The sequence below is a fragment of the Streptomyces sp. NPDC002054 genome (genome assembly GCF_040296685.1).
Taxonomy (GTDB): Bacteria; Actinomycetota; Actinomycetes; order Streptomycetales; family Streptomycetaceae; genus Streptomyces.
Genome location: NZ_JBEOXT010000018.1, coordinates 108,886 through 122,004 on the forward strand (window position 1 = coordinate 108,886; position 13,119 = coordinate 122,004).

Annotated in this window: 9 protein-coding genes and 1 pseudogene; 7 read left to right on the forward strand and 3 right to left on the reverse strand. The window is 72.2% G+C overall.

Annotation, left to right across the window (positions count from 1 at the left end; all coding sequences use genetic code 11):
- The first annotated feature begins 50 nt into the window (after positions 1-50).
- Both ABT123_RS18990 and ABT123_RS18995 read left to right on the forward strand, forming a co-directional pair.
- The gene (locus tag ABT123_RS18990) at positions 51-1,199 is read left to right on the forward strand and encodes a hypothetical protein (RefSeq protein WP_351315614.1); all 1,149 of its coding nucleotides are present in this window, start codon (positions 51-53) and stop codon (positions 1,197-1,199) included.
- 34 nt (positions 1,200-1,233) lie between these two features.
- Complete coding sequence (locus tag ABT123_RS18995; protein ID WP_351315616.1) at positions 1,234-2,193, forward strand: COX15/CtaA family protein; 960 nt, start codon at positions 1,234-1,236, stop codon at positions 2,191-2,193.
- Here the strand turns inward: ABT123_RS18995 and ABT123_RS19000 are convergent.
- The 3 genes and pseudogenes from ABT123_RS19000 to ABT123_RS19010 form a co-directional block, all read right to left on the reverse strand.
- Positions 2,182-3,345 (reverse strand): amidohydrolase family protein, encoded by a 1,164-nt coding sequence (locus ABT123_RS19000; protein WP_351315774.1) that lies wholly within the window; start codon positions 3,343-3,345, stop codon positions 2,182-2,184. The genes ABT123_RS18995 and ABT123_RS19000 overlap by 12 nt on opposite strands.
- Before the next feature lie 926 nt (positions 3,346-4,271).
- Positions 4,272-4,583 (reverse strand): annotated as a pseudogene (locus tag ABT123_RS19005) (hypothetical protein); the annotation flags it as partial.
- 24 nt (positions 4,584-4,607) lie between these two features.
- Entirely contained in the window at positions 4,608-5,549 is a 942-nt protein-coding gene (locus ABT123_RS19010; protein ID WP_502970986.1) for a heme o synthase, read from the reverse strand.
- A 287-nt stretch (positions 5,550-5,836) separates the two neighbouring features.
- On the opposite strand from ABT123_RS19010, the gene tkt reads away from it, so the two are divergent.
- The 5 genes from tkt to pgl all read left to right on the forward strand — a co-directional run bounded on the left by tkt (position 5,837) and on the right by pgl (position 13,064).
- Positions 5,837-7,924 carry a transketolase gene (tkt, locus tag ABT123_RS19015; protein ID WP_351315620.1) on the forward strand — a complete coding sequence of 696 codons (2,088 nt, stop codon included), beginning with the start codon at positions 5,837-5,839 and terminating at the stop codon, positions 7,922-7,924.
- A 38-nt stretch (positions 7,925-7,962) separates the two neighbouring features.
- Positions 7,963-9,081 carry a transaldolase gene (tal, locus tag ABT123_RS19020; protein WP_351315622.1) on the forward strand — a complete coding sequence of 373 codons (1,119 nt, stop codon included), beginning with the start codon at positions 7,963-7,965 and terminating at the stop codon, positions 9,079-9,081.
- A gap of 5 nt (positions 9,082-9,086) precedes the next feature.
- A complete protein-coding gene (gene zwf / locus ABT123_RS19025; RefSeq protein WP_502970987.1) occupies positions 9,087-10,616 on the forward strand; it encodes a glucose-6-phosphate dehydrogenase in 1,530 nt (509 codons plus the stop codon).
- Positions 10,613-11,677, forward strand: a complete 1,065-nt coding sequence (gene opcA, locus ABT123_RS19030; protein WP_351315625.1) for a glucose-6-phosphate dehydrogenase assembly protein OpcA — start codon at positions 10,613-10,615, stop codon at positions 11,675-11,677. The genes zwf and opcA overlap by 4 nt, the downstream gene beginning before the upstream one ends.
- A gap of 607 nt (positions 11,678-12,284) precedes the next feature.
- A complete protein-coding gene (gene pgl, locus ABT123_RS19035; protein ID WP_351315628.1) occupies positions 12,285-13,064 on the forward strand; it encodes a 6-phosphogluconolactonase in 780 nt (259 codons plus the stop codon).
- Positions 13,065-13,119 lie beyond the last annotated feature (55 nt).

Consider the following 13,119-nt stretch of genomic DNA (forward strand, 5'->3'; position numbering starts at 1 on the left):
GCCGCGAGGATGGACCCCTCCACACATGACATGACGCCGGGGGGCGGGGCATGGCGCAGCGAGAAGCCGTTCTGCGGCTGGACGAACAGTGGGCACGGATCAGGTCGGGAGCCGCGCATGCGGAGCCCGAGGAAGCGGACCGGCTGCTGGGCGAGCTGATCACCGCCCTGCGCGAGCCCGCCCGTACCGATCCCGACTGCGCCGCGCGGCTGGGTCTGCGGCTGGCCGACCTGGCCGGCCGGCGCTTCGGGCAGGGGGACCGGGCCGGGGCGCTGTCCGCCGTCGAGGAGGGCATGCGGCACGCCCAGCAGGCCGCGGGGCACTCCCCCGAGTACGCCCGCTGGTACGCCAAGGGCCTGATCAACCAGGGGGTCTGGCTGGCCTGGCCGCTGAGCGACGGCCGGCGGCTGCCCCGCTATCCGCTCGGGACGGCCGCCATGGAGGCGCCCAACCCGATGGAACGGGCGGCCGGCGAGCGGGCCATCGATCTGACCCGGTCCGCAGTGGACGTCTGGCGCGGCCTGGACCAGGGCGACCCGGTCAATCGGCGCGGTCTCGCCCAGGCCAAGGTCTTCCTCGGCGACCGGCTCGCCGAGCTGGGCTTCACCGAGGACTCGGTGGCCTGGGCGGTGGACGCGGAGAGCGACTTCCGCCGGCTGCTGCTGACCGGGCCGGACCCGGAGAGCCGCCAGGAGGCCGAGGAGGTCCTGGACCACATCGGGCGCCAGCTGGAGCTGCGGCTGCGGTTCCTGAGCTTCGAGTCGCTGGTGCGGCTGCGCCACGACGGACTGCTGCCCGAGTCCCTGCTGCCGCAGGCCGTGGTGGCCTCCCGGATCCAGGGGGTGGAGCCGGCCGAGGCGGCAGCCCGGCTGCGGCTCGACCCGGAGCATGTGACCACGATGCTGGAGGTCACCCCGTGGCTGGCAGTGTGGCGCTTCGAGGTGCGAGGGTCCGACGGGCTGTGGACCGTACTCGGTCATCCCTGGCATAGCGCATCAGACGTGCGAAACAGGACAGCAGAGGACGTAGCGTCCGAACTCATCCGCGGATTCACGGACTCCGCGGACTGCCCGGATCCCGGCGGGTATTGGCGGCTCCACATCTGGTGGCAGGAGGAAGGCGACCCGGTCGGCGCCCGGTTCCGCCTGCTCAGCAGCCCCGAAGCACCTCCTGCGGGCCCGTTGGACACCCCCTCGTGAAACTTTGCACAAGGGTTCGCCTACGATATGGGGCGTGTTGAACCCCCTCGCATACGTTGCCAGCCGCTGGACCCCGTCACCCCGGACCGTCCAGCGGGCCGCGCTCACCGCCCTCGTCATGACGGTGGTCATCGTCGTCACCGGCGGCGCGGTGCGGCTGACCGGATCCGGTCTCGGCTGCGACACCTGGCCCAAGTGCACCGACGACAACCTCTTCGCGACCCCCGCTCAGGGGCTGCACGGCGCCATCGAGTTCGGCAACCGGATGCTGACGTACGTGCTGAGCGCGGCCGTCGGCTGGTCGATCCTCTCGGCCCGTTCGGCCAAGCCGTGGCGGCGCTCGCTGACCCGGCTCGGCTGGACCCAGTTCGCGCTGGTGCTCGCCAACGCCGTGCTCGGCGGCATCACCGTCAAGACCGGCCTCAACCCGTACAGCGTGGCCGGGCACTTCCTGCTCGCCACCGGGCTGATCGCGGTGACCACCCTCACCTGGCAGCGGGCCCGCGAGGGGGACTCCGCGCCGAAGCCGCGGGTGCCGGCGCCGGTCCGCAAGCTGTCCTGGGCGCTGATCGCCACCACCTTCGTCCTGATCGCCGCGGGCACCGTGGTGACCGGCTCGGGTCCGCACGCCGGGGACAGCAGCGAGGTGAAGCGGATGAACTTCGACTGGACCACCACCGCCCATGTGCACGCCATCGCCGCCTGGCTGGTCTGCGCGCTCGCGGTGGCGATGTGGCTGGTGCTGCGGGTGGTCGACGCCCCGGTGGACACCCGGGCCCGGGCCCGCCACCTGCTGATCGTGCTGCTCGCCCAGGGCGCCCTCGGGTACGTGCAGTTCTTCACCGAGCTGCCCGAGGTGCTGGTCGCCGCGCACATGCTCGGCTCCTGCCTGGTGTGGATCGCCGTGCTCCGGGTCGCCCTGAGCCTGCGCGAACGCCCGGTGGCGCAGGCGGAGATCCCGGCGCAGAGCGACCAGGCCCTGTCAGCGGTCTAGCAGCACCGGGGCGGACCGCTCGGCAGCTGCCGTCCCGGCCCGGCCCAGCCGGTAGACCCGCCGGGCATTGCCCGCCGCGAGCATCCCGGCCACCCGCTCGGCGTCCCGCAGGGACCAGGCCCCGTCGGCCACCCAGCCGCCGAGCACCCGGCCCAGCGCCTCCCGGAACACCCGGGCCCCCACCACGTGCAGTTCCGGCAGCTGCCGGCCGCCGCTGGAGAACAGCAGCTTGCCGAACGGCGCCAGTTCGAGGAACTCGGCCAGCACCTCGGCGGCGCGGGCCCCGGTGTGGGCGAGGGCCGGGCCCAGATCGGCGTACACGTGCGGGAACCCGGCGGCGAGATGAGCGGCCTGGCGGTGGTGCGGATAGCCGTGCAGCAGCACCAGGTCGGTGCCGAGGCCGGCGGTCGCGCGGATGAAATCGGTCAGCAGCACCGGATCGGTCCGGTCGATCCGCTGGTACGGTTCCGCCGCCCCGGCGTGCAGTTGCAGCGGCAGCCTGGACGCCACGGCGCACCACAGCAGGTGCCGCAGCAGTACGGGATCCCGCACCGGCCCGCCCTTGGCCCGCCCGGCCAGCCAGCGGCCGGCCGCCCGGCGGACCTCTCCGGCGCCGGGCGGCTCGGGGGCGAAGGCCAGCGCGGTGCCGTGGCCGGCGGCGGGCCCGCAGGTGAAGGCGACGGCGGTGACGGCGGCGGCGGCCATGGCCTCGGCGAGGTTGCCGAGGAAGGCCTCGGCCGTGCCGGAGGTGTCGGCGACCTGCTCGGCCAGCTGCTCCAGCCGGACGATCTCGTACGCCGCTGCGTCCGCGGCGGCGGCCAGCTCCTCGGGCCGGGTCAGATCCCCGGGCGGCCCGGTGTCGACCAGGTAGACCCCGACCCCGGCCCCCCGCAACAGCCGCCGCCCGACCTCCAGCACCCCCAGCTCACGCCGGCGGGCCAGGTAGTGGGCGGGGGAACAGTGGGCCTCCAGCCCGAGCAGCGGCGGACACCAGCGCCGGACGGCGAACCCGGCCTGCGTATCGAAGAAGGTGGTCCCGGCGGCAGCCGGCCCCACGGACCGCCCGAGCCGCTCCTCAAAGCTCCCGAGCCCGAGCTCGGTGCGGAGCACCCCGTGGCAGTACTGGTCCACCAGGGGCGGCGTTTCGATCAACCGGTCGATCATCCGGACACCCCGTTGCGGACGGTGGACGGCACGCTTCTTCCACCCGTCCTAACGGGTGACCCCCACCCAAGGTATTGCCACCAACCCCCCGACCCACATCCGCCTGCGGACCCCCGCAGGCTGCTGCGCCGCCGCCGAGCGCGGCACAGCAGCCCTCGGGCCGAGGGCCCGGGCGCAGCCCGCACAAGCGCGGGGCCCGGGCGCAGCCCGCACAAGCGCGGGGCCCGGGCGGAGCCCACGGCCCACGGGGTCCGGGCACAGCCCGTGCGCGCGCACGAACGCAGGCCCGGGCGAAGCCCAGGGCCGGTTGGGTGCGGGCGCAGCGCCCGCCCGCTCGAGCGCGGGCCCGGGCGCAGCCCAGGGCCGGTGGGGGCAGGGTGCAGTCCCTGCCCGCCCGCACAAGCACGGGCCCGGGCGCAGCCCAGAGCCGAAGAGGCGCAGCCGCAGCCCCTCACCGCCGGCGCGAACGCGGGTCCGGGCGCAGCCCAGGGCCGGTGGGGGCAGGGTGCAGTCCCTGCCCGCCCGCACAGGCGCGGGCCCGGGCGGAGCCCGGGGCCGGTGGGGTGCGGGGCGGCAGCCCCGGGCGGGGGCTGGGGCCGCAGGTCCCAGTTCGGGAAGGGGCGGGGTGGGGAAAGGCCCAGCGCAGCGCCCGACCCGAGCTAGGCGGAGGCGTCCGGCTTCTTTGCCTCGGGCTCCGGCTCGGCCTCGGCAGCGGCCGGCTTCGCCTCGGGCTCAGCGGCGGCAGTCGGCTCAGGCTTGGCCTCGGCGGCAGCCGGCTCGGGCTTCGCAGCAGCGGCCGGCTTGGCCTCGGGCGCAGCAGCCGCGGCCGGCTCCGGCTTGGCCTCCGCGGCGGCCGGCTCCGGCTCCACCGCGGCCGGCTCCGGCTCCGGCGCAGCGGCCGGCTTTGCCGGGGGGTTGGGGGTGCCGCCCAGTTGGATGCCCGCCATGCGGGTCCATTCGTACGGGCCCGTCCGGACCTTCGCCGCCATCTCGCCGTCGAAGGACTCCTGCAGCGTCAGCCCCGCCTTCTCCGCCGCCGCCTGCGCAACCTCGTACGTCGGCGCAACCAGGTCGCCCCAGCCGCCGTCCTCGCCCACGAGGACGATGCGGGTGCCGCCCTGGCCGATGTACGCCAGCTGGCCCTCGGCCCCGCCGTGCTGCTTGCTGAACGCGCCGATCTGCCTGGCGAGCTTCGCCGCGGTGCGCTCCTGCTTCGTGTCTGCCATGGACGGCATGCTACCGGCGAGTAATCAACGGAGGAAGGGATCCACGGCGACGGCCACGAAGAGAAGCGACACATAGGTGATCGACCAGTGGAACAGCCGCATCTCCTTGAGCTTCGCGCCGGTCACCCCCGACTTCGCCCGCGCCTGCAGCGCATGCGCCTCCCACAGCCACCAGCCGCCCGCGACCAGCGCCACCGAGGTGTAGAACCACCCCGTGTACCCCAGCGGAGTGAGCAGCAGCGAGACCGCGACCATCACCCAGCTGTAGAGGACGATCTGCCGGGCCACCACCTTGTTGCCCGCGACCACCGGCAGCATCGGCACGCCGACCCGCGCGTAGTCCTCCTTCACCTTCATGGACAGCGGCCAGTAGTGCGGCGGGGTCCAGAAGAAGATGACCAGGAAGAGGATGACGGCGGCCCAGGACATCGAGTTGGTCACCGCGGACCAGCCGATGAGCACCGGCAGGCAGCCCGCGATGCCGCCCCAGACGATGTTCTGGGCGGTGCGCCGCTTGAGCAGCATCGTGTAGACGACGACATAGAAGAGGAGCGCACCGAGCGCGAGCGCCGCCGAGAGCCAGTTCACCAGCAGGCCGAACCACAGCGTGGACACCACGGCCAGGGTGATGCCGAAGACCAGGGCCTCGGGCGGGCTGACCATGCCGGTCACCAGCGGTCGCTGCGACGTACGGTCCATCAGCGCGTCAATGTCCCGGTCGATGTACATGTTCAGGGCGTTCGCGCCGCCCGCCGACAGGTATCCGCCGATGCAGGTGACGAGCACCAGCCACAGCGACGGGACACCCTGCTCGGCGAGGAACATCACCGGCACTGTGGTGATCAGCAGAAGTTCGATGATCCGCGGCTTGGTCAATGCCACGAAAGCCATGACCCGGGCCCCGAACGGCCGGTGACCGGGGCTCGTCCCGAGCACCCCCGCTGGACGGGATTCGACGGCGGTCACGCACACCCCTGACGAAAGACTCCTGGCAAGCCCCGGACCTCGGTGAATTGGGCCTGGAGGTCCGGTGAAGACTTGCGCGTACCACGCCACTCTAGACGCTGCCATTACGTGGCCCCGCGCGGGGGTCGCCCCGTGTTGGGCCGACCGTTGGACAGAGGTGACAGGGTAGTGACGGAGCGGAGGCACTCGAATAGCTGCACGCCGCGGCGAGGGTAGGCTCAGAATTGCGCCGGTGTCACCGTTCGTCACCGGGACAACAGACATGTGGAGAGGAGCCCTGACTCACGGTGAGCACCAAGCCGACGACCACAGAGCTCGAGTGGACCGAACTGGACCAGCGGGCCGTTGACACCGCCCGGATCCTGGCCGCGGACGCGGTCCAGAAGGTCGGGAACGGCCACCCGGGCACGGCCATGAGCCTGGCCCCCGCCGCCTACACCCTCTTCCAGAAGGTGATGCGGCATGACCCGGCGGACCCGGAGTGGGTGGGCCGCGACCGTTTCGTGCTCTCCGCCGGCCACTCGTCCCTCACCCTGTACACGCAGCTGTACCTGGGGGGCTTCGGCCTGGAGCTGGACGACCTGAAGGCGTTCCGCACCTGGGGTTCCAAGACCCCCGGCCACCCGGAGTACGGCCACACGGCCGCCGTGGAGACCACCACCGGCCCGCTCGGCCAGGGCATCGCCAACGCGGTGGGCATGGCCATGGCCGCCCGCTACGAGCGCGGCCTGTTCGACCCGGAGGCCGCCGCGGGCACCTCCCCGTTCGACCACATGGTCTACGCAATCGCCGGTGACGGCTGCCTTCAGGAGGGCATCTCGCACGAGGCGTCCGCGCTGGCCGGCCACCAGAAGCTCGGCAACCTCGTGCTGCTGTGGGACGACAACCACATCTCCATCGAGGGCGACACCGAGACCGCCGTCTCCGAGGACACCCTCAAGCGGTACGAGGCCTACGGCTGGCACGTCCAGCGGGTGGCCCAGCAGGCCAACGGCGACCTCGACCCGAAGGCCCTCTTCGAGGCCCTGCAGGCGGCCAAGGCCGAGACCGGCCGGCCGTCCTTCATCGCGGCCCGCTCGATCATCGCCTGGCCGGCCCCGCACGCCCAGGGCACCGAGGCCTCGCACGGTTCGGCGCTCGGCGACGACGAGGTGGCCGCCACCAAGCGCGTCCTCGGCTTCGACCCGGAGCAGACCTTCGAGGTCTCCGACGAGGTCATCGCGCACACCCGCAAGGCGCTGGACCGTGGCCGAGAGGCCAAGGCCGCGTGGGAGAAGGACTTCTCCGCCTGGCGCACCGCCAACGCGGAGCGCGCCGCCGAGTTCGACCGGATCCAGGCCAACGAGCTCCCCGCGGGCTGGGAGGACAAGCTCCCCGTCTTCGAGCCCGGTACCGGTGTCGCCACCCGCGCCGCCTCTGGCAAGGTGCTCCAGGCGCTCGGCGCGGTCATCCCGGAGCTGTGGGGCGGCTCGGCCGACCTGGCCGGCTCCAACAACACCACCATCGACAAGAACTCCTCGTTCCTGCCGAAGGGCAACCCGCTGCCGGAGGCCGACCCGTACGGCCGCACCATCCACTACGGCATCCGCGAGCACGCCATGGCCGCGGCCATGAACGGCATCTCCCTGCACGGCCACACCCGCATCTACGGCGGCACCTTCCTGGTGTTCTCCGACTACATGCGCAACGCCGTGCGGCTGTCCGCCCTGATGCACCTGCCGGTGACGTACGTGTGGACCCACGACTCCATCGGCCTCGGCGAGGACGGTCCGACCCACCAGCCGGTCGAGCACCTCGCCTCGCTGCGCGCCATCCCGGGCCTGAACATCGTCCGCCCGGCCGACGCCAACGAGACCGCCATCGCCTGGCGCGAGATCCTGCGGCGCCACACCAAGGTGTTCGGCAAGGGTGCCCCGCACGGTCTGGCGCTGACCCGTCAGGGCGTGCCGACGTACGAGCGCAACGAGGACGCCGCCAAGGGCGGTTACGTGATGTTCGAGGCCGAGGGCGGCCAGCCCCAGGTCGTCCTCATCGCCACCGGCTCCGAGGTGCACCTGGCCGTGGACGCGCGCGAGCAGCTCCAGGCCGAGGGCATCCCGACCCGGGTGGTCTCCATGCCGTCCGTCGAGTGGTTCGAGGAGCAGGACGAGGCCTACAAGGCGAGCGTCCTGCCGGCCTCCGCGAAGGCGCGCGTCGCGGTCGAGGCCGGCATCGGCCTGACCTGGCACCGGTACGTCGGCGACGCCGGCCGGATCGTCTCGCTGGAGCACTTCGGCGCCTCCGCCGACGCCAAGGTGCTGTTCCGCGAGTTCGGCTTCACCGCCGAGGCCGTGGCCGCCGCCGCAAAGGACTCGCTCACCGCCGCCGCGCGCTGACGCACGTACCCCAAGCACCAGTAGGAGATGCAATTCCCATGACAGACGCACTCAAGCGCCTCTCCGACGAAGGCGTGGCGATCTGGCTGGACGACCTGTCCCGCAAGCGCATCACGTCGGGCAACCTGGCCGAGCTGATCGACCAGCAGCACGTGGTCGGTGTCACCACCAACCCGTCGATCTTCCAGAAGGCGATCAGCAGCGGTGACGGCTACGAGCAGCAGCTCGCGGACCTCGCCGCCCGCAAGGTCACCGTCGACGAGGCGATCCGGATGATCACCACGGCGGACGTCCGCGACGCGGCCGACATCCTCCGCCCGGTCTTCGACGCGACCGAGGGCCAGGACGGCCGGGTGTCGATCGAGGTCGACCCCCGGCTGGCCCACAACACCGTGGCCACGGTCGCCGAGGCCAAGCAGCTGGCCTGGCTGGTGGACCGCCCGAACACGCTGATCAAGATCCCGGCGACCAGGGCCGGCCTGCCGGCGATCACCGAGGTCATCGGCCGTGGCATCAGCGTCAACGTCACGCTGATCTTCTCGCTGGAGCGCTACCGCGAGGTCATGGACGCGTACCTGGCGGGTCTGGAGAAGGCCAAGGCCGCTGGCCTGGACCTCTCCAAGATCCACTCGGTCGCCTCCTTCTTCGTGTCCCGCGTGGACTCCGAGATCGACAAGCGCCTGGACGGCATCGGCACCGACGAGGCCAAGGCCCTCAAGGGCAAGGCGGCGCTCGCCAACGCCCGTCTGGCCTACGAGGCCTTCGAGGAGGTCTTCTCCTCCGAGCGCTGGGCCGCCCTGGACAAGGCACAGGCCAACAAGCAGCGCCCGCTGTGGGCCTCGACCGGCGTCAAGGACCCGGCGTACCGCGACACCATGTATGTGGTTGACCTGGTCGCCCCGGGCACGGTCAACACCATGCCGGAGGCCACCCTGGAGGCCACCGCCGACCACGGCGAGGTCGCCGGCGACGCGGTCCGCGGCACCTACGACCAGTCGCGCGCCGAGCTCGAAGCGGTCGCGAAGCTGGGCATCTCGTACGACGATGTCGTTCAGCTGCTCGAGGACGAAGGCGTCGAGAAGTTCGAGGCGTCCTGGAACGACCTGCTGAAGTCGACCGAGGCGGAGCTGGCGCGCCTCACCCCTGCGGAGGACTGAGCATTTTGTCAGTTAACGGAGCGAACAACCCGCTTCGTGACGCACAGGACCGGCGGCTCCCGCGTATCGCGGGGCCGTCCGGCCTGGTCATTTTCGGCGTTACGGGTGACCTGTCGCGCAAGAAGCTGATGCCCGCCATCTACGACCTGGCGAACCGGGGGCTGCTGCCACCGGGCTTCTCGCTGATCGGCTTCGCCCGCCGCGAATGGGAACACGAGGACTTCGCCCAGGAGGTGTACGAGGCCGTCAAGGAGCACTCGCGCACGCCGTTCCGGGAGGAAGTCTGGCAGCAGCTGGTGCAGGGCTGCCGGTTCGTCCAGGGCGACTTCGACGACGACGCGGCGTTCGAGACGCTGAAGGCGACGATCGAGGAGCTCGACAAGCAGCAGGGCACGGGCGGCAACTTCGCCTTCTACCTGTCGGTGCCGCCGAAGTTCTTCCCCAAGGTCGTCCAGCAGCTCAAGAAGCACGGGCTGGCGCAGAAGGAGGGCTCCTGGCGGCGTGCCGTCATCGAGAAGCCCTTCGGCCACGACCTGAAGAGCGCCGAGGAGCTCAACAAGATCGTTCACGAGGTGTTCCCCCGTGACGAGGTCTTCCGGATCGACCACTACCTCGGCAAGGAGACCGTCCAGAACATCCTGGCGCTCCGTTTCGCCAACACCATGTTCGAGCCGATCTGGAACCGGTCGTACGTCGACCACGTGCAGATCACCATGGCCGAGGACATCGGCATCGGCGGCCGGGCCGGCTACTACGACGGCATCGGTGCCGCCCGCGACGTCATCCAGAACCACCTGCTGCAGCTGCTCGCGCTGACCGCGATGGAGGAGCCCGGCTCCTTCCACCCGAAGGCGCTGGTGGCGGAGAAGCTGAAGGTGCTGACGGCGGTGGAGCTGCCGGAGGACCTGGGCAAGCACACCGTGCGCGGCCAGTACTCGGGCGCGTGGCAGGGCGGCGAGAAGGTCGTCGGCTACCTCGAAGAGGACGGCATCGACCCCAAGTCGAAGACCGACACCTACGCCGCGATCCGCCTGGAGATCAACAACCGCCGCTGGGCGGGCGTCCCGTTCTACCTGCGGACCGGCAAGCGCCTGGGCCGCCGGGTCACGGAGATCGCGGTGGTCTTCAAGCGGGCTCCCTACCTGCCGTTCGAGTCGGGCGCGACCGAGGAGCTCGGGCAGAACGCCCTGGTCATCCGGGTCCAGCCGGACGAGGGCGTGACGGTCCGGTTCGGCTCCAAGGTGCCGGGCACCTCCATGGAGGTGCGGGACGTGACCATGGACTTCGCCTATGGCGAGTCCTTCACCGAGTCCAGCCCCGAGGCGTACGAGCGCCTCATCCTGGACGTTCTCCTCGGCGACGCGAACCTGTTCCCGCGCCACCAGGAGGTCGAGCTCTCCTGGAACATCCTGGACCCGATCGAGCAGTACTGGGACCAGCACGGCAAGCCCGCGCAGTACTCGGCGGGCACCTGGGGGCCGGTCGAGGCGGACGAGATGCTCGCACGAGACGGACGGAGCTGGCGGCGGCCATGAAGATCGATCTCACGGAGACCAACTCCAGCAAGATCAACTCCGCGCTGGTGCAGGCGCGCCGGGACATCGGCACGCCTGCCATCGGCATGGTGCTCACCCTGGTCATCGTCACCGACGAGGAGAACGCGTACGACGCGCTCAAGTCGGCGAACGACGCGTCCCACGAGCACCCCTCGCGGATCGTGGTCGTGATCCGGCGGGTCAGCCGCTCGCCGCGGTCGCGGCGGGATGCCCGGCTCGACGCGGAAGTCCGCGTCGGGACGGACTCCGGCACTGGCGAAACGGTTGTTCTGCGCCTCCACGGCGAGCTGGTCAACCACGCCGAGTCGGTGGTCCTGCCGCTGCTGCTGCCGGACGCCCCGGTGGTGGTCTGGTGGCCGCAGGACGCACCCACGGACGTGGCCGGCGACCCGCTGGGCGCGCTGGGCCAGCGCCGGATCACCGACACCTACGCCTGCGAGGACCCGATCGGGGCACTCGGCAACCGGGCGGCGGCGTACGCGCCGGGCGACACCGACCTGTCCTGGACCCGCATCACCCCGTGGCGCTCGATGCTGGCCGCGGCGCTGGACCAGCAGGCGCTGTCGGTGACCTCGGCCACGGTCGAGGGCGAGGACGACAACCCCAGCTGCGAGCTGCTCGGCATGTGGCTGGCCGACCGCCTCCAGGTCCCGGTCACGCGCGCCCTGTCGCGGGGTCCGGGCCTGACCGCGGTCCGCCTGGAGACCAAGGACGGCGACATCGTCCTGGACCGGGCGGACGGCTCCCTGGCAACGCTGTGCATGCCGGGTCAGCCGGACCGGGCGGTGGCACTGAAGCGGCGGGAGACGGCGGAACTCCTGGCGGAGGAGCTGCGGCGACTGGACCCGGACAATACGTACGAGTCCTCGCTGAAGTTCGGGGTGGCCCGGCTGAACGTGGCGCAGGCAGGCGACGCCTCGGCAAAGGCGGACCCCGTACCCGCCGAACCAATGCCGAAGCCAAAGCCGGCGGCGGCGGACGCGGACACCAAGCCGAAGCCCGACTCCCCCCGGCCCGCCAAGAAAACCCCGTCCAAGTAACCCCCCGGCCCGCCGCCGCAGCCCCCAAGGCTCCGCCGGCGGGCCACCCCACACCCGGTTGCGGGGCTGCGCCCCGAAGGCAGTACGGGGCGAAGCCCGGGCACCGGACGGGGTCCGGGGCGAAGCCCCGAAAGCTGGCCGGGCCAAGCCCGCGCACCCGAAGGGGTGCGGGGCCGAGCCCCGAAAGGGCGCCGGGGCACAGCCCACGGCAACACCCAACCGGGCCGGGGCAAGGCTCCGGCACCCGACAGGGTGCGGGGCGGAGCCCCGAAAGCAGCGCCGGGCGAAGCCCGCGCACCCGACGGGGTGCGGGGCGGAGCCCCTAAAAGGGTGCCGGGCACAGCCCCGGCACCCAACCGGGCCGGGGCGAAGCCCCGGAAAGGGGCGCCGGGCGGAGCCCGCGTACCCGACGGGGTCCGGGGCGGAGCCCCGGTTTCGGGAAGGGGCGGGGTGGGGAACAGCTCCGCGCAGCGGCTCCGGCTCCGGCTCCGGCTCCGGCTCCGGCTCCGGCTCCGGCTCCGGCTCCGGCTCCGGCTCCGGCTCCGGCTCCGGGGAGCCAGGACGCGTACACCACCAGAACCGACAAAAAGGCGGCACCACCATGGGCATGACGACACCCCAGGTCGTCGTCCACCGCGACAAAGAGCTGATGGCGCAAGCCACCGCAGCCCGGCTGATCACCAAGATCGTGGACGCCCAGGCGGCCCGCGGCAGCGCCTCCGTGGTGCTGACCGGCGGTCGCAACGGCAACGGTCTGCTCATGGCCCTCGCCGCCGCCCCCGCCCGGGACGCCGTCGACTGGAGCCGCCTCGACCTCTGGTGGGGCGACGAGCGCTACCTCCCCGCCGACGACCCGGAGCGGAACCACACCCAGGCCCGCGCGGCCCTGCTGGACTCCGTCCCGCTGAACCCCGCCCGCGTACACGTCATGCCCGCCTCCGACGGCCCGTACGGCCCCGACGCGGACGCGGCAGCCGCCGCCTACGCGGAGGAGCTCCGCGCAGCGGCCACCCCCGAGGACCACGGCCCGGTCCCGCAGTTCGACGTGCTGATGCTCGGGGTCGGCCCCGACACCCACGTCGCGAGCCTGTTCCCCGAGCACCCGGCCACCCGGGAGACCACCCGTACGGTCGTCGGCGTGCACGGCGCGCCCAAGCCGCCGCCCACCCGGATCTCCCTCACCCTGCCCGCCATCCGGTCGGCCCGCGAGGTCTGGCTGCTGGCGGCCGGCGAGGACAAGGCCGGTGCGGTCTCGATCGCGCTCGGCGGAGCCGGCGCGGTGCAGGCCCCGGCCGCGGCGGCGTACGGGCGGAGCCGCACGCTCTGGCTCCTGGACCGCACGGCCGCGGCGAAGCTGCCCCCGGGCATGTACCCGCCCGCATCCTGACCCGTCCTCAGGGAGTGTCCGGTGGTTCGGGGCCAGGCCCGGCCCCGAACCACCC